Annotated in this window: 12 protein-coding genes; 6 read left to right on the top strand and 6 right to left on the bottom strand. The window is 61.1% G+C overall.

Annotated elements, in window-relative coordinates; all coding sequences use genetic code 11:
- Position 1 precedes the first annotated feature (1 nt).
- A complete protein-coding gene (locus POI8812_RS03895) occupies positions 2-1,282 on the bottom strand; it encodes a lytic murein transglycosylase (RefSeq protein WP_108781185.1) in 1,281 nt (426 codons plus the stop codon).
- A 36-nt stretch (positions 1,283-1,318) separates the two neighbouring features.
- A complete protein-coding gene (locus tag POI8812_RS03890) occupies positions 1,319-3,316 on the bottom strand; it encodes a transglycosylase domain-containing protein (RefSeq protein WP_108781184.1) in 1,998 nt (665 codons plus the stop codon).
- A 292-nt stretch (positions 3,317-3,608) separates the two neighbouring features.
- Here POI8812_RS03890 and POI8812_RS03885 point away from each other — a divergent pair, with 292 nt between their 5' ends.
- From POI8812_RS03885 to POI8812_RS03875, 3 genes are all read left to right on the top strand, one after another.
- A complete protein-coding gene (locus POI8812_RS03885) occupies positions 3,609-3,947 on the top strand; it encodes a P-II family nitrogen regulator (protein ID WP_108781183.1) in 339 nt (112 codons plus the stop codon).
- 32 nt (positions 3,948-3,979) lie between these two features.
- Positions 3,980-5,290, top strand: coding sequence for an ammonium transporter AmtB (locus POI8812_RS03880; RefSeq protein ID WP_108781182.1), 1,311 nt, complete (start codon positions 3,980-3,982; stop codon positions 5,288-5,290).
- Positions 5,291-5,495: 205 nt separating this feature from the next.
- Positions 5,496-6,500 carry a serine hydrolase domain-containing protein gene (locus POI8812_RS03875; RefSeq protein WP_108781181.1) on the top strand — a complete coding sequence of 335 codons (1,005 nt, stop codon included), beginning with the start codon at positions 5,496-5,498 and terminating at the stop codon, positions 6,498-6,500.
- On the opposite strand, the gene pgi is transcribed toward POI8812_RS03875, so the two are convergent.
- Positions 6,501-8,090, bottom strand: coding sequence for a glucose-6-phosphate isomerase (gene pgi / locus POI8812_RS03870; RefSeq protein WP_108781180.1), 1,590 nt, complete (start codon positions 8,088-8,090; stop codon positions 6,501-6,503).
- Positions 8,087-8,962 carry a carboxylating nicotinate-nucleotide diphosphorylase gene (gene nadC, locus POI8812_RS03865; protein WP_108781179.1) on the bottom strand — a complete coding sequence of 292 codons (876 nt, stop codon included), beginning with the start codon at positions 8,960-8,962 and terminating at the stop codon, positions 8,087-8,089. Before nadC ends, pgi begins: the two co-directional genes overlap by 4 nt.
- 47 nt (positions 8,963-9,009) lie before the next feature.
- Between nadC and msrC the strand changes: the two genes are divergently transcribed.
- The 3 genes from msrC (at position 9,010) to POI8812_RS03850 (ending at position 10,977) form a co-directional block, all read left to right on the top strand.
- Positions 9,010-9,465, top strand: coding sequence for a free L-methionine (R)-S-oxide reductase MsrC (gene msrC, locus POI8812_RS03860; RefSeq protein WP_108781518.1), 456 nt, complete (start codon positions 9,010-9,012; stop codon positions 9,463-9,465).
- 119 nt (positions 9,466-9,584) lie between these two features.
- A complete protein-coding gene (locus POI8812_RS03855) occupies positions 9,585-10,037 on the top strand; it encodes a MaoC family dehydratase (protein ID WP_108781178.1) in 453 nt (150 codons plus the stop codon).
- A gap of 28 nt (positions 10,038-10,065) precedes the next feature.
- Positions 10,066-10,977, top strand: coding sequence for a bifunctional riboflavin kinase/FAD synthetase (locus POI8812_RS03850; RefSeq protein WP_108781177.1), 912 nt, complete (start codon positions 10,066-10,068; stop codon positions 10,975-10,977).
- Here the strand turns inward: POI8812_RS03850 and POI8812_RS03845 are convergent.
- Both POI8812_RS03845 and POI8812_RS03840 read right to left on the bottom strand, forming a co-directional pair.
- Positions 10,974-16,181, bottom strand: a complete 5,208-nt coding sequence (locus POI8812_RS03845; RefSeq protein WP_108781176.1) for a translocation/assembly module TamB domain-containing protein — start codon at positions 16,179-16,181, stop codon at positions 10,974-10,976. The genes POI8812_RS03850 and POI8812_RS03845 overlap by 4 nt on opposite strands.
- Complete coding sequence (locus POI8812_RS03840) at positions 16,181-17,986, bottom strand: autotransporter assembly complex protein TamA (protein ID WP_108781175.1); 1,806 nt, start codon at positions 17,984-17,986, stop codon at positions 16,181-16,183. Before POI8812_RS03840 ends, POI8812_RS03845 begins: the two co-directional genes overlap by 1 nt.
- Positions 17,987-18,047 lie beyond the last annotated feature (61 nt).

Below are 18,047 nucleotides of genomic sequence, written 5' to 3'. Positions count from 1 at the left end.
ACTACCCGGCGGCACGTACCCTAACGAGCAAACGATCGGTCGCCGTCCCGTCCGGGATCAACCCATTGGCCTGCTGAAACTGCCGGATCGCACGTTCCGTATTCGGACCAACGAAACCGTCCGCGCCTTCTGTATCGAAGCCCAAGGCGGTCAGCCGCTCTTGCAATTCGCGACGGTCTGCCCGCGTGAGTGGCAGGATGTTCTGCGGCCAATCCGCGATGACGCCCTGCCCGCCATAGACCTGATCGCCAATCAGGCCGATGGCCAGCGCGTAAGCGGTGGAGTTGTTGTAGCTCTTGATCACTTCGAAGTTCGGATAGGTCAGGAAGACAGGCCCGCCTGCCCCCATGGGCGCGACGAGCGAAGCTGGCCCATGGTCGGGAAGCGCACCACCCAGGATCGGTGTCACACCCGCCTGTTGCCAGAAGGTTGTCGGGCGCTGAACGAAGCGGTCAACAAGGATCCAGTTGAAATTCGCAGGCAGAGAGACCTCGAACCCCCACGGTTGGCCCGGCGTCCAGCCCTCACCCCGCAGGTAATGCGCAGTGGATGCCAGCGCGTCGGTCGGGTCCGACGACCAGATATTGCGGCGGCCATCACCGTCGAAATCCTGTGCGTAGGCGTGAAAGCTGGAGGGCATGAACTGGGTGTGCCCCATCGCCCCAGCCCAAGAGCCGCGCAGATCCGCGGGGCTGGCGTCGCCCTCCTGAACGATACGCATCGCGTCGATCAACTCACGTTCCGCGAAATCGCGGCGACGCCCCTCATGAGCCAAGGTTGCCAAGGCTTGTACAACCGAGGTGTTTCCGCGCACAGCTCCATATCCGGTTTCAAGGCCCCAGATGGCCAGGACCACTTCTTTGTCGGTACCATAACGCTGCTCGATCGCAGTCAGCGTACCGGCATATTGGTCCGCACGACTGCGCCCGATGCGGACGCGGTCATCGCTGACGGCACGCTCCAGATATTGCCAGATCGGGCGCACGAACTCCGGCTGTGAGCCGTCAAGTTCCCGCACACGAGAAGACGGGCGGACATCGGCCATAAGCGCGTCGTGCAGCGCAGGATCAATGCCCGCCGCAAGGGCCCGCGCACGGAAACTGCTGCGCCATTCCGAGAAACTCAGCTCCCGCGCTTCACGCACCGCCATATCCTCACGCGCGACCGGTTGGGCGGATGTCGCCGGAGCGACGGAGACCGGATCAGCATCACCCTGCGCCATGGAGCATCCGGCCAACAGGGCGCTGGCCAGCAGCGACGTGGGAACGAGCGTCAAACGCATGAACGATCTCCTTGGAAAAACCGGGTGAAAGCGACCTCATCCTCCAAACAACCCGCGAAGGAGGGATTCGATCAAATTTGGCGCTTCATTTTGCTGTGAGGGCGCGGGCGTGGCGGGCTGAGGAGCCGGTGCTGCGACCTGCGGCGCGATCGGAACCAGAGCGGGCAAGGGCGTTGCCGGGCGCCCGGCATGCACACCTTCCATAGTGCGCTTCCAGATCTCCGCTGGCAGGCCACCACCGGTTACGCCGGTTAGCGGCGTATTGTCATCATACCCCATCCAGACCCCGGCAACATAGTCCCCTGAGAACCCGACGAACCAGGCGTCGCGCGCCGCCTGTGTCGTGCCGGTCTTCCCGGCAACTGAACGATCCTCAAGTGCGGCCCGCCGACCTGTGCCAAATGGGGAGGAGACGACCTGTGACATCATCCATGTCATGTAACCCGCTGTGCGTTCACTCATCGCGCGGACGGGTACCGGCGCCTGATTTTCGAGCAGGACGTCGCCGCTCTCACGCAGCGAGAGGGTGAGCAAACCGTAAGGCTCTGCCCGTACACCTCGATTAAGGAAGGCCGCATAGACGCCGGTCAGGTCAAGCAACGTCGTCTCGGACGCGCCGAGGGCAAGGGCCGGACTGTCATTTAGATCGCCGTCCCAACCAAGGGACCGCGCCATGGTGATGACACTGCCACGTCCCGTCGTCTCCGATATTCGGACAGCGGGTGTGTTCAGAGAGCGGGCGAAGGCCTCCCACATCGTGACATAGCCCATATAGCTGCGCGTATAGTTCTGTGGCGACCAATCCCCCGATCCGGGGATTCGCAAGGTGATGGGCGCGTCGTTCACCAGATCATTGGGGTCCATGCCGCTTTCCAGACCTGCCGCAAACACGATGGGCTTAAAGGCAGAACCGGGTTGCCGCAGGGCCTGTGTTGCCCGATTGAAGGTTCCCGCACCGCCAATCGCACGCCCACCGACCATCGCGCGAACCGCCCCGTCCGGGCTCATCACCACAATTGCAGCCTGCGCCTGCGAGCCCTCGCGCACCAGATCTTCGAACACAGAGGTCAGCGCGCCTTCGGCGGCCGCCTGAATGTCGCGATCGAACGTGGTTGCGATGCGGACATCCTCAGCCGTTTCGCGGGTTAGGAACTCTGGCCCATCGCTCATCACCCAATCTGCGAAATAGCCACCCGCACGGCTGCGCGCGCTGGCCGAAAGCTCTGCCGGATTGGCCTGTGCCAGCGCAAAGGTCAGATCATCAATATAGCCCTGTTCATGCATCAAACGCAGGATCACCTGAGACCGGTTCTGCGCGCGGGCCAGATCACGGGTCGGGGCAAAGCGGCTGGGCGCTGTTAGCAGTCCGGCCAGCATGGCGGATTGCGGTACATCCACCTCGCGCGCACTGATCCCGAAATAGCGCTGCGCGGCAGCCTCAAACCCGTTTGCAGACGCGCCAAGATAGGCGCGGTTCATGTAGATCGAGAGGATCTCCTCTTTGGTGTAGGCAATCTCCATTGCCAGGGCATAGGGGATCTCCAACAGCTTTCTGGTCATGGTTGGGTAGTCGGACAGGAAGACCAGCTTGGCCACCTGCTGCGTGATCGTGGACCCACCGTGACCTGAAAGCGCGGATCGGCCTTCGCGCAGGTTGATGCGGATCGCGCCAGCAATACCGCGGGGACTTAGCCCGAAGTGCCAATAAAAGCGCTTGTCCTCTGTCGCGACGACCGCGTTGCGCAAGTCTTCTGACATTTCCTGGGAGGACAGCACGCCCCCCTGCTCACCGCGCCAGGCAAAGACCCGGCCATTGCGGTCCAACATGGTAACCGAGCCGCGCTCGCGTCCATCGAGCAGCTCGTTAGCCTCTGGCAATTGGACCAAGACCCACGCCGTTGACGCCGCGACCGTGAGGCCGCCAATCAGGATCAAACGCAGCACAATCCAGCGCATCAGCCGAAACACCCCGGTGATCGCGCGCACAACGATGTTCCGACGCTTGCGCGGCGGGGTCGATTTTGCCTTGGTCATCTGCTCGCCAGCCTCTGTTCGGGCGGTTTCGTTCCAACATAGTGATTTTTTGCGCCGTTGCGAAGGGGCGCGATTTTGCTGCGATCAAATTCTGAGCAATACAAGTGCCTAAAATTTGATCGGCGGGATTTTGCTGATCAAATTTTAGGCACAACTGAATCGAAGCACGAACGACAAGGTGCCGGTGTTTTTTTATATCCTTGTTTTTCTGATGCTTACGCGATTTTCGGCCCTATTGGCACACAAATTGCATAGAAAGCCGCGAAAGCCAATAAGTCCATGAGGGATCAGAATGAAGCTTATCATCGCGGTCATCAAACCATTCAAGCTGGAGGAAGTGCGCGAAGCACTGACCACCATCGGCGTTCAGGGCCTCATGGTTTCTGAAGTCAAAGGCTACGGCCGTCAGGCCGGTCACACCGAAATTTATCGCGGCGCAGAATACGTCGTGAACTTCGTCCCGAAGGTGAAGCTGGAGATGGTCGTGGACGACGCGATCGTCGATCAGACCGTCGAGACGCTCTCGAACACTGCCAAGACCGGCAAGATCGGTGACGGCAAGATCTTCGTGCTCGACGTTGAGCAAGCCATTCGCGTGCGTACCGGTGAAACCGGCGCCGACGCAGTTTGACCCCCAGAACACACGACAACGAGGGACATGTAATGACCAAGTTTCTGAAAATCGGTGCAGTCGGAGCGTCCGCGCTTCTCGCTGCATCCCCTGTGCTGGCGCAGGACGCGTCTGCGGACCCCAGCCCCTATATCTTCACCACACTGCTGTTCCTGATGGGCGGCTTCCTGGTGTTCTGGATGGCGGCAGGCTTCGCCATGCTCGAAGCGGGTCTCGTCCGCTCTAAGAACGTCACCACTCAGCTGACCAAGAACATCGCGCTGTTTGGTATCGCGTCCATCATGTACTGGCTGGTTGGCTTCAACCTGATGTATCCGGGCGACTGGTGGATCTCTGGCTGGCTCGGCCCGTTCTTCTCCATCACGTCGCTTGAGCCTGTTGGTCTGGCCGCAGCTGACGCGTCGCTCGACTACGCATCTGCTGGGTCCGACTTCTTCTTCCAGCTGATGTTCTGTGCGACGACCGCGTCCATCGTGTCCGGTACGCTGGCTGAGCGCATCAAGCTGTGGCCGTTCCTGATCTTCGTGATCGTGCTGACCGGCTTCATCTACCCGATCGAAGCATCCTGGCAGTGGGGTGGCGGCTGGTTGTCCGAGTTCGGCTTCTCCGACTTCGCAGGCTCCACTCTGGTGCACGCAGCTGGCGGTTTCGCAGCACTCGCAGGTGCCATCATCCTCGGCCCGCGTATCGGCAAGTATTCTGCTGACGGCCGTGTGAACCCGATCATGGGCTCCAACCTGCCGCTCGCCACGCTGGGTACGTTCATCCTGTGGCTCGGCTGGTTCGGCTTCAACGGTGGTTCCCAGCTCGCCATGGGCACCGTGGGTGACGTGACCGACGTGTCCCGCATCTTCGCCAACACCAACATGGCCGCTGCAGCCGGTGCGGTCGCCGCGCTGATCCTGACGCAGGTTTCCTATGGCAAAGTCGACCTGACCATGGTGCTGAATGGTGCCCTCGCAGGCCTCGTCTCCATCACGGCAGAGCCGCTTGCGCCGTCGCTGTTCGGTGCGCTGATCACCGGTGCAATCGGTGGTGCGATCGTCGTCTACACTGTTCCGCTGCTCGACAAGCTGAAGATCGACGACGTTGTCGGTGCGATCCCTGTCCACCTGATCGCCGGTATCTGGGGCACGCTCGCCGTCGCCTTCTACACCGGTGGCTGGGTTGCTCAGATTGTCGGCATCGTGTCCATCGGCGCGTTCGTCTTCATCACCTCCTTCATCGTCTGGATGATCCTGAAGGTGACCATGGGCATCCGCGTTGGCGAAGAAGAAGAGATCATGGGTCTCGATGCATCCGAGCTGGGCATGGAAGCCTACCCCGAGTTCACCAAGGGCTAAGCCCAACGGTGTAATCGCGGCGCTCCTCCTCCCTGCGCCGCGATACGATTTCCCCGGAATGGGCTGCCTTACCCGGCTCATTCTAACTGGCCCGGAGCTTCGTGCTTCGGGCCTTTTTTGTGGGCTGGGCTTGAACGGTCGCCTCTCGGAATCGTGAGCAGGCGGCGGTTTGGGCAATGCGAGGGCACGCCCCATATGGCGGAGGATGACACAACCCAGATTGAACCGCCGTCACCTGCTCGCCAGCTTTGCCGCACTGCCCCTCGCGACGCCGAGCCTGGCACAGGACCGTTTTGCGGATTTGCGTGCGGAAGTCGCTGGGCTCGACCAGATCCACACTTTGCTGATTTCGCAATCCGGGCAGGAGGTTCTGGCCCAGACCTTGCGCGGCGGTGGCCCTGACCGGCTGGCCAACGTCAAATCCGTCTCTAAGAGCTTCGTTGCCGCGTGTCTGGGTGCCGCGCTGGATCGTGGCGTCGTAGCAGATGTGGATAGCCCTCTCGCCCACGTTGCCCCGTCCCTGATCCCGGGCAGCGCGGATCCCCGCGCTGCAGAGATCACTCTGGAAGATCTGGTGACCTTGCAGGCGGGGCTAGAGCGCACCTCTGGCGCAAATTACGGCCAGTGGGTGTCGAGTCGCAATTGGGTGGCGGATGCGCTTGCACGTGATTTCGTGCGCGAACCGGGGGCGGGCATGCTCTACTCCACGGGTTCGACACATATTCTGGGCGCCGCCCTTTCCGTGGCCGCGGATGAGACATTGCTGAGGTTGATGCGGGATTGGATCGGGCGCCCGCTTGGCATTGAGATTCCCGCATGGACGCGAGACCCGCAAGGTTACTACCTGGGCGGAAACGAGATGGCGATCACACCGCGTGCGATGCTGCGGTTCGGCGAGATGTACCGCAATGCGGGCATGTACCAGGGCGAGCAAATCCTGCCGGCCGATTGGGTGCGAGAAAGCTGGGTTGCCCGGACGCGCTCCCCTTTTTCACGTCATGACTATGGGTACGGCTGGTTTCTTGCGCAGGCCGGAGATTATCGGGTGGCCTATGCGCGCGGATATGGCGGCCAGATGATCTATGTCGTGCCGGAGCTTGAGCTGACAGTCGCGATCACATCGGATCCCACCCGACCGGCACGGTCGGGTGGATATGGCGGTGTGCTTAATCGCTTGCTGGCGCAGAGCATTATCCCCGCGCTGGCCTGATCAAAGCGTATGGAGGTGGGCGAGCGGGCCGCTGAGGGCTTCGTTCACCATGTCCTCGGCAAATTTGCCCTCGACATGCGGCAGCATGCCGGTGGCCAGTACCTTGCCCAACTCGACACCCCATTGGTCAAAGCTGTTGATCCCCCAGAAGACGCCCTCGGTGAAACACCGTGCCTCTGCCAGCGCAATGATCCGCCCCATCGTGCGCGGCGTCAGATCCCGGTAGAGCAGAAGCGTTGAGGGGCGGTTGCCCGGGAACGTCCTGTGCGGTGCGAGGCGGCGCGCCTCCTCCGCATCCATGCCGTCTTCGATCATCAGGGCTTCGGCTTCCGCCTCGGTCCGACCAAAGGCGAAGGCCTGATTTTGCGCAAAGCAATTGGCGATGAGGATGTTCTGAAGGTGCTCCAGCCCTTCTTCCACCGGTTCAGCCGCGATCATGAATTCGAGCGGTTGTGGCGTGGGAGACTGGTGCAACATCTGGAAATAAGCGTGCTGGGCGTTGGTGCCCGCGCTACCCCAAACAACCGGCGAGGTCGGCACAGCGACCTCATCCCCGTCTAGCGTGACGCGCTTGCCGTTGCTCTCCATATCCAGTTGCTGGAGGTATTGCGGCAGGGTCGCAAGACGCTGGTCATAGGGGACGACGCACCGGGTCGGGAAACCGCAGCCATTGCGGTGCCAAACCCCGACGCAGGCCATCAGAACCGGCAGGTTCTCGGCCAATGGCGCGCTCTGGAAATGAGTGTCGATCTCGTGGGCACCGGCAAGGAACTCACTGAAATTCGCGGTGCCCATGCCGATCATCAGCGGCAGGCCGATGGGCGACCAGACAGAAAAGCGGCCACCAACCCAATCAGCGAAGCCAAAACACCGCTCCGCCGGAATGCCGAACTGCTCAGCCGCAAGTGCGGGTTTTGTGGTCAGGGCGGCAAAATGAACAGATGCGTCGGCGACCTCTGACTTCATCCGGGCAAGCGCGACCTTGGCCGTTTCCATAGTTTCAATGGTGCCGAAGGATTTGGATGCAATGATGAAGAGCGTGCGGGATAGGTCGCAGTTTTGGAAAACCTGCGTCAAAGCCGCCCCATCAACATTCGACACGAAGTGGAGGCGTGGTCCGTCGCAATGTGCGGTCAAAGCCTCGGCAACCAGCACCGGACCCAGATCGGATCCGCCGATCCCGATATTAACCACATCGGTGAAGCTGCCCGCTGCCGCCGCATAAGCGCCGGAGCGCACGTCCTCGGCAAACGCGAAGCAGGCCGCGCGGCTGTCGAGAACCTGACGCGCTATGTCTTCACCCTCTGCATCCAGTACGGCATCCTCGGGCAGGCGCAGCGCGGTGTGCAGCACGCGCCGACCCTCGGTATTGTTGATCTTGGCTCCGCCGTACATGGCCGCCCGTTTTTGCGCGAAGTCGCGATCCTCAAGCATGCCAAACAGGGTAGCACGCGCGGCGACGGTCATTTGCGTCCGCGAATAGTCGAAGAGCATGTCTTCGTAAGTGGCCGAGAACTCCGCAAAACGCTCATCATCATAGAGCTCTGCGATGGTGTGGCCGCTTTCCGCCTGCAGGTCGGTCCAGCTCATAGCGTGTCCCCTTCGATGTTAATGTCCATTCCGATGTCCAGCGTGCCCGCCGCCATCGTGATCTTTGATGTGGAAATGTAGTCCACGCCGGTCGCGGCGATATCACTGACCGTGTCGAGATCAACGTTGCCAGAAGCCTCCAAGGTCGCGCGACCTGCGTTCAGGGCAACTGCGTCGCGAAGTTCGGTAAGGCTCATATTGTCCAGCAGGACGATGCGCGCGCCAGCATCGAGCGCCTCGGCAAATTGCTCTAGCGTATCGACTTCGATCTCAACTGCGGTCAGATGCCCTGCAAAGGCGTAGGCCCGCTCAAGCGCGGCCTTCACACTGCCGCAGACCGCGATGTGATTGTCCTTGATCAAAATCGCGTCGGCCAGACTCATCCGGTGGGACGATCCGCCACCACAGCGCACAGCATATTTCTCAAGCGCGCGCAGGCCAGGTGTAGTCTTGCGCGTGCATGTAACCCGCGCGGGATGCGCCCCGATTGCCGCAGTGAAGCGGGCGGTATGCGTCGCAATTGCCGATAGGTGCATCAGGAAGTTCAGGGCCGTCCGCTCTGCGGTCATTACAGCGCGTGCCGGGCCGCGGATCTCTGCAATCGTCAAACCGGCTGTAAGAGCATCACCGTCGGAGAGCTTCGTTTCAAAGGTGATGGAGGGATCGACCTCAGCGAAAGCAAGGCGCGCAAGCTCCAACCCGGCCACGGTGCCAGGATCGCGGGCATTGATCCGCGCCGTCGCGATGGCCTGCGGTCGCAATGTGGCCTGCGCGGTGATGTCTCCTGATTGACCCAAATCCTCAGCCAAGGCGCGCTGCACCGCCTCTCGCAAAAGATGCGGGGGCAATTCGGGGGGAAGGGCGTTGATCATCTCGGTCCTCTTGCGCAATGTCGCATGCGACAGAAATGGAGACACCCATGCATCCCCGCTACGCCGATGTTCATGCCGCAATCACGTCCCTATGTGAAGGGGAGGACGATCCTATTGCCCTGATGGCGACTGTCGCATGCGAGCTGCACCATAGCTTTGAGCACTTCAACTGGACCGGATTTTACCGGGTCGTCGCGCCGGAGTTGTTGAAGATCGGGCCTTATCAGGGGGGGCATGGCTGCCTTGTCATTCCGTTTTCGCGCGGGGTTTGCGGTGCTGCCGCGCGTGAGCAGACCACGCAACTGGTGGCAGATGTCGATGCCTTTCCCGGCCATATCGCCTGCGCCTCCTCCACCCGCTCGGAGATTGTCGTTCCGGTCTTCAACAAAAAGGCAGAGGTGATTGCGGTGCTGGACGTGGACAGCGACACCCCGGATGCGTTCGATGCGGTTGACCAAGCATCGCTGGAGCAGATCGTGCAGGAGGTATTCGGGCGGGTTTGACCCCACGACACCAATCCAGACGCAGACTATTATATCTCCAAACCCATCAATCATGAAATTTCCTTGCGCAATAAAATTTCTGCGCTATATCTCTTCGCAGATGCACAAAGGAGCGATTCATGTTGGATACGGGTCATAATCTGCCCAAGGGCACGATCGTCATCGAAGAGTTACAGGTCGGTATGTCGCGCTCCGTCGGCAAGACCATTGGCATGGCCGAGATTGAGGCCTTTGCCGAGCTGTCCACCGACCACAACCCGGTGCATCTGGACGAGGAATATGCGCAAGACACGATCTTTGGCGGTGTTATCGCGCACGGGATGCTGACCGCCGGTCTGGTTTCTGCCGTCATCGGGGAACAGCTTCCCGGTCACGGCACAGTCTATCTGGGGCAGAGCCTGAAATTCATGGCACCGGTCCGTCCCGGCGATCACGCCGAAGCGACGGTTACAGTGGCAAGCATCGACTACGCGAAGCGTCGGGTCACGCTTGATTGCAAAGTCTGTGTAGGCGATACGGTTGTGCTGAAAGGGGAAGCACTGGTGCTGGCCCCGTCCGCGAAGTTCGACTGAGCGCATCACCCGGTGCGCCGGGGGGTCCATGCAGGTCCATCATTCTGTCTCCGTGCCCGATGACGCACGCGGCGCATCTGTCGCCATGGGCAATTTCGACGGGCTGCACCTTGGCCATCAGTCCGTGCTCGATCTTGCCCGTCGCGCGGATGCGCCCCTGGGTGTTGTCACGTTCGAGCCGCACCCGCGTCAGGTTTTTGCACCAGACGCGCCGCCATTCCGACTGATGAATGCAACCGCCCGTGCGAACAGATTGGCCAAGCTCGGCGTCGATCAGCTTTACGAAGTGCCCTTTGACGCTGCACTCGCAGGGCTGACCCCTGAAGCGTTCATCAACGATGTTTTGATTGGCGGACTTGGTATCTCTCATCTGGTGGTGGGTGCGGATTTCCGGTTCGGAAAGGGTCGTGCCGGTGACGTGGAAACGCTTGCCCGCGCGCCTTTTGACCTGACCGTCGCGCCATTGCTTGAGGCGGACGGGGTGGAGATTTCATCGACGGCGATCCGCATGGCCCTGTCCGAGGGGCGTCCACAAGATGCGGCTTCAATGCTAGGCCACCTGCATCGGATTGAGGGCGTTGTGGAGCATGGGTTCAAGCGCGGTCGCGAGATGGGTTTCCCGACCGCAAACCTGTCCATGGCGGGGCTGCATCTGCCAGCTTTCGGCGTTTATGCCTGCCGTGCAGACGTTCTGACCGGGCCGCACAAGGGAAGTTATGATGCCGTGGCCTCGCTCGGCTCACGCCCGACATTCGGGGATAACGCGCCCAATCTGGAGGTCATGCTCCTCGATTTTGACGGCGACCTCTATGATGCAGAGATGTCGGTTGCGCTGATCGAATTTCAGCGGCCCGAGCTGAAATATGAAGGTATGGAGCCGCTGATTGCCCAGATGCATAAGGATCTGGACAAGGCGCGCATCATTCTGGCTGCGCGCTAGAAATCCGTTGAATAGGTGATCCCGACAGACGAACTGTCACCGCCCGTCGAAATCTCGGCATCGACGGTGATGTTCTCAAAAACATCCAATTCAATGCGAATCGCACTCGTCCCATCTGCCTGAGTTCGGGCACCGACAAAGATCCCCTCTCCCAGTGTTTTGCCGACAGTGAGGCTGGCGGCCTGCCCTTCGGAACCACCCTCGATCCGCAAGACATCCACGCCGAGCGCGCCGCGCACAACATCGAGCGGACCGGCGCTGCCGGACACAAGGGTCGCAATACCCGCTGCAAGCTGAAGGGCATCACCCGCGCTGAGGCTTTGCTGTGACGTGCCGAACAGGAGTTGGGGCAGAACCTCCTCCTCAGGCAGCGCAGGCTCGGACGCGAAGCTGAGCGTCGGGTTGCTTGCGGGGCCGGTTACAAGGATCTGGCCGACAAGATCCCGGTCAGCCCGCGTCAGGGCAATGTCGAGTTGTGGATCAATTTTGGCCCCACCGTTGAACACGACCTCTCCGCGCGAAAGATCGAAGCTGCGGCCAAGCAGGCTGAACGTTCCGCGCAACCGCTCAACCGAGCCGAGAATGCGCGGCTGGGTCGCCGTTCCGCGAATATCCAGCGCAACGCGCCATTCGGATTCAAGTCCGCGTCCGCGCACGAACACCCCGTCTGCAGCCCGCACATCGACGTCGAGCCGCAGGATCGCAGGCGGTGGCGGCGCTTCACGTGGGGGATCGTCACCAATCATGCGGATGTCGCCGAGGGTCACGATCTCTGGCGGGGAGGAGTTTACGAGGCGCAGCTCTGCGCGGTCGATCTCGACATCACCCTCAACGACCAGGTCATTTAGCGGGCCCGCGATCCCGACAGTTCCGCTCAGCTGAGCACTAAGATCATCACGCCGGATCAGCACGGCGTCGATGGCCTCAAATTGCGACGCGACGGTTATCGGGCCGTCGCCTGCCCGGATGTCGAGTTGTCCGAACAACTCCCCCGACCCGCCGTCGCTGGCATTGATCAGAAGAGTTAGGATGTCATTCTCAAAAAAGTCGGAGATAACAGTAAGTTCCGTCAGAATGAGACCGGCATCGAGATTCTCGTACCGTCCGTCAGAGACAGAGATGTTGCCCCCCACGCTGGGTGCGGAGAGCGATCCGCTGAGTTCAAGATCCAAAGTTGCAAGCCCGGACAGGATCTGACCTGAAACCGGCACAAGTGCCCATAGCGGACGCAGTTCCCCAGCCCAGCGAAGTTCGCTGGTGAAAGGTTGATTCATCTGCACGCTTGGGATGGGGCCAGGCCCGGCGCGCACGGGCAGATCGGCCGTTATCACAAAGGGCTCCCCGACTTCGGCTTGTATCCGCGCTTCGGTTACGAAGCGCCGTCCGTCCCAGTCGCCTGAGACGGTGGCATTCACAGCCGAGCCTTCATCGAGGATATCGGTCGCCAGCACCTTATCAAAGGCACCTCGCAGCTCGGCGGTTGCGCGACCGGGGCGGGTGTCGAAGCTGGCCCTCAAGTTCATACGACCGCCCGAGATGCTTACTGGCAGGGGCTCTGTCATCGCTCCCAAATCAGCGTTCGCAATGCGAAGCTCCCCAACGAGACCGCCTCCGATCAGATCGACCTCGCCAAGGATTTGGCCGCCGCCGGGCAACAGAATCTCGAGCGGGCCACCGTCGATAATGCCATTGCGCAAAAGCAGGGTGAGGGGCTGGGTGAGAGAGGTCTCATCTTCCTCAACGATCAGAGAGAGCGTATCGAGCGTGACCCGCGTCGCACCATCACCCAAGGCAATGGTGGAAGCCAGGTCGAGGGAGATCGGGATCGTCCCCAGCGCGCCTTCTGTCTGACCAGCGACGCGCAGGCTGGTGAGCGGTCCATTCGCCTGAACGCTCAGCCCGTCGATCACGACCTGTCCGGCCGTCAGACCAGATGTGGAAAGATCGGCCTGCACCCGCGGCGCACCAAACAGATCATCCAGCCGCGCGCTCAGGTCGATGCCTGCGAGCCGGGTGGCGCCCGCCCCTATGTTTCGCAAGCCGCCCGTGAGCGCCGCCGATTGGGATGTACCGCCCTCCAGCGTGAGTGTCAGCGACCCCGAACCTTCGAACTGAGCTCCGAGACCCAGCGCCCGGTCGAGGGCAGCCAGATCCACGCTGGTCAGATTCACTGAGCCATCCAAACGCGGACCCGCCGAAAGATCCGCCGCCACAGCGCCATTGACTTGCTGCCCAGCGACACGCCCCTGAAGCCCATCCACCCGAACGCTGGGCAGGTTGGCCGTCACGTTTGCTGACAGGTTGGTATCAGCAAGTGTACCACCCTCACCAACCAGTTGCAGCGACGCGTTGATTTGCTCATCAATCTCAACATCATGGGTCAGGCGCAATGTGCCAAAGCGCGTGCCGTTATAGGTCAGATCGGTCGCGGCCAAGGTGCCGGTGGCCTGCACAGGCTCGCCCGGACGGGCAGTCCCCGTGAGGCGAACCGCGCCAGAGGCGTCCTGGGCATAGGCCTGTGCGATGGGCGCGATCTGCGGCACAGTGGCTTCATAGTCGAGGCCAGGTCCGTCTGGCGTCAGATCGCCTGAAACAGTCAGGTCGAGCGCGTCGGATTCGACCCGGGCCTGCTCAACGATCACTCCTTCAGGCAGCATCGTTGCATCGACGCGCAACGTGGTTGCACCCCAAATCTCCGGTCCAATTTGATCAACGCGCAAGGCACGCAGGGCCGCATCGGCAGAAAGCTCCGTCGTGCCGCTTGCCTGTCTGAGAGATGCCTCGAACCGACCCTGCCCAACATCGGCCAGCGGGTGAGTGAAATCGCCCAATCCACCATTGGCCGTCAGCTCCACAACACCGCCACGTCGGCCGCCTTCGAGTTCCAAAGCTGCACGGCCCGACACATCCTGCCCGATCAAGGCAGACAACGGCGCAAGCTCCGAGACCGCCAAGGTTGCAGCGCCTTCAGCATCACCGCTGGTCGGATCAAGTTGAGCGCGCCCGGTCGCGTCGAGCAGACGTGACGACAGATTGAAGCTGTTCACCGCCAGCACGTCGGGTCCGACCAAGCCTTCAGCCTGCACACTGACCTCACCCAGATCGGCGGCGGAGAGGTCGAACCCCTCGACACCGCGCCCGCGCAGGTCAAGGACGATGTCGTAGTCGCCAGCGCCTGTAACATTGGCATTCACAAGAATCTGTTCGCCTGTCGCGAGGTTCGCGTAACGCAAACGCTCCAACACCACCTCAACGGTCGTATCCAATACGCCGTCTGTCAGCGCGCCCATGCCTGTGCTGCGCAATTGGCCGCCAGCGGGCACGTCATATGCTGCGGCGATGGGCGCAAGCTGACGGGTGCGCAAGTCATAGTCGAAGCGCAGTGCCCCGGTGTCTCGGTCCATATCGGCGGTCGCTTCAAGCTGGAACGGCCGCGCGGACAAAGACGCATCACGCAACGTGATCGTATCAGGTTCGAGAAGCACGGTGAGCCCCAGACGGCTTTCCCCAAGGATGGACGGGTCGATCTGGTCGAGGCGCAGTCCATCCGCATCAGCACGCAGTGTTGCCCGGATGGTTTCAGCCTCCTGCCCCAGATCAATTCTCAGATCCACCGACTCTGCGTCAGCCGGGGTGGAGGCAAAGTTTGAGAGCCTGCCGGCGGCCGTGCCGCTCACCACGCCATTCACGCGCTGAACATCTGCATCAAGTGTCAGCGTGCCGGTGGCCGGGAAATCATATGCACGGGTGATCTGTCCGAGATCGCTCGTCTCCACCGCGAGATTGGCATTGAGGTTCAGGAAATCGAGGGTTGTTTGCCCAGCCGCCGTGAGTTCCAGAACCGGGCTTTCCAGCAATAGGCGGCGCAGCTCAATCCCTTCGGGATCCTGCCTGAGATCGAGCCGTAGAAACGCTTCGCCAAGTGTATTTTCGTCCAGTTCATCCAGCCGCAATCCGCGCCCATCGCCGTTGGCGGTGAGGTTCAGAACCTCCCCCACACGGGTTGCGTTGATATCGAGAACAACGGCTTCTGCATCGACAATTGCAGAGCGCAACTCCGCCACCGTTGCCTGACCCTGCGCGCGCAAGTCATCTGGCGGGCCGGTCACGCGGCCTTCGAATGTCACTGTTTCAAACCGCGCTCCCGGTGTCAGCGCCGCCAGATCGCGCCCCGCATCCAGGAACACAGCGAGATCGGAGGAGGCGGTCGCGCGATTAAACGTGCCGGTCGCCTCAAGCCCCAACGCGGGGCTTTCAAGTCGTAACCGGCGCACGCGAACGATCTGGTCATCGCCTTCGGCAATATCGGCGGAGAATGTCGCAGTCTCCCCCACAATGGGCCGGAGGGACGCCGGAAACTGTGGACCGGCATCGACCGAGAAATCGGCAATCGCGCTAAGCGGCGCGACCGTGCTGACCGTCGCGGTACCAGTCGCCTCGAAAACGGCATCGCTTTGCGCATCAAAGCTCAAATCAAACGCGGTTCGGGTTCCTTCGCCCTGGAGCGTAACGTTCGATGCGCTTCCCGGCGGAAGACCCGCGAGTGTCGCGACCAGACCGCCAGGCTCTTCCTGCGCCGTAAGGTCGACATTGAGAGTATCGGCGGCGAAATCGCGAAGGTACTCGATTGCGATTTGGCCGGAAATTTCGTCAGTGCGCTCGACATCCAGAACCAAACGCTGCTCATCATCCTGATCGGCGGCACGGCCAGATGCGTCGAACGTGATTGTATGGCCGAATACGTCCGGCCCGATGCGAATATCTTCCATCACCAGCTGATTCAGCACCACAGGGATCGGTGCACGCGGCCAGTCAAAAGGGGATGGTGTGCCTTGGGTCTGCTCAACATCAAGCTCTGGCGCTTCGGAACCCGCGGCAGGGGCCCGCGCCACATTCATCCCACGGATCAGAATCTCATTGAGAGCAAGTTCACCGCGCAAGATGCGACTGCTGTTCCAGTCGACGACAAGCTGATCAATTGTCATCCAGACACCCTGTCCATCCAGGATGCTGACGCCGTTCAGCCGCGTTGCGCCTGTTTCGGTATCGTCCACAAGCTCTGCCACGATCTCAAAGCTGCCGGGGCTGCTGATCTGGCTAAGCGCGAATTGCACCAACCGGTTGTCGAGATCAAAAATCGACGTCTGTGCCCAAGCGAATACGGGCATAACCCAGATAAAGACAGTAAGGATCAACCGCCGCATCAGAACGCCTGCCCGATTGCCAGATAGAACTGAAAGGCATCCTCACCGGCCCTTGGCGAAATCGGGAACGCAAGGTCCGCACGAACCGGGCCGATGGGTGAATAGTAGCGAACCCCGCCGCCAATTGCCGTGCGCAGGGGTTGCGACAGATCCGGCAGTTCACTGTCGGTGACATTCCCCGCCTCGACAAACGCCACCGCCCCAAGCGTCTCACCAAAACGGTAGCGCAGTTCGGCGCCAAGCTCGACCACGGATAGCCCGCCGCGGGCGTCACCATCACTGTCAAGCGGTCCAAGGCTGTCGCGCGCGAACCCACGAACACTGCCGCCACCGCCAGCGAACAAGCGGCGCGTGACCGGAACCTGTGTCGCACTCTCACCGGTGATTGAACCGAGCCTTACGCGACCTGCCAGGACGGTACGTCCCTCATCATCCAGAGGGATGTAGGTTGCGAGCCTGCCGTCCAGCCTGGTGAACGCAACCTCTGCGCCATTCACGGTGCCTGCAAAGGGTGTAAGTTCCAGCCGCCCACGCAGGCCACGCGTTGCGTCCAAAGGCTCATCGGTCGTGTCATAGGTGACGAAGAGTGGCAGGCCGACCAGATTGATCTCTGAATTGGCACCGTCCTCAACGACAACAGATCGTTCGGTCAACAGGCCGTAGCCGCCACGCATCTCCTCATTGATGCGCCTGTCGATGCCGATGGAGGCCTCAATGACTTCTCCATTGTAAGCCTCCTCGTCAATCTGGGCATATCGAGTCCCGATCGTCAGGTCCTGCCCATCGCGTCGGAATTGAGGGATGGTGAACTGGATGCCTGCCGAGCTTTCGTTCTCGCTCAGGGACACATCGAAAGAGGCACGCTCATTCCGGCCAAACAGGTTTCGATGCTCCACGCCAAGCGTGACCGTCGCCCCCAGATCGGTGTCATAGCGCAAACCTGTGGAAAAGGTGCGCGGCAAGCGCTCATCCACGGTGACGGTGATGGGCAAAGCCTCCTGCGCGGGAGGGTCTTCAGGCGGTTCAACCGTGACGGCGTTAAAAAGCTCTGTCGTGATCAGACGTTGCTGAAAATCGGCAAGATCGCTTGCGGAAAAGGTGACGCCTTGTTCCCAGGTGACATAGGTTGTCAGGTATTCTGCCGACACGCGCGACAAGCCGACATAGGTGATCGGTCCAAACCGATAGGGGCGGCCAGCCCGTATCGTTGTCGTGACCGTCGCCGTATTGCTCTCTGGATCGCCGAGCACATCGCGGGACTCATATTCAGCGTAAGCATATCCTGCCCTGCGCAAAGCTGCGACGGCGGCATCCTCAGCCAGTATGATCTCTTCCGCGTCGGCTGGGGCATTGATGGGCGCGCCGAGTGTTGCGGGATCCAGTACAGGCGGTGTCCCTGTGAGGTCCTGCAGGTTGAACCTTTGTGAAGATAGAATGAAGGGCTCACCGGGAGTGAGGGTAAGGGTGGCGATCAGAGGCTCATCCTCACCATCGCCCGTCACGGTGCGGCTGGCCTCCGCCAGAAAATAGCCCTGCGATTGCAGAATGGACACGAGCGTTGGCAGATCGGAATCTGCGCGTCGTCGCAAGAAGGCCGGAGAAGCCGTACCGTCATCCTGACGCAGGTAGAGATCGAGCGTTTCCTCAGCGACCAATTGCACCTCTGCATTCGGTGCATTCTCAATTACGACATCGTAGGAGAAACGCTCCGCCGTATCAGGAACTGCAAAATCGACCTCATCGCCGCCGCAGGCGCTCAGCAGCGCTGGCAAGGCAAGTACTGCCAGAAGCCGTGCGAATGTCATTTGGCCCCCTCGCCTACACGCCTGGATCGGCGCTGGCGTGAGATTAGACCGCCAGCACCAG

This window comes from Pontivivens insulae (genome assembly GCF_900302495.1).
Classification (GTDB): domain Bacteria; phylum Pseudomonadota; class Alphaproteobacteria; order Rhodobacterales; family Rhodobacteraceae; genus Pontivivens; species Pontivivens insulae.
This window is presented reverse-complemented; position numbering and strand designations above follow the sequence as displayed.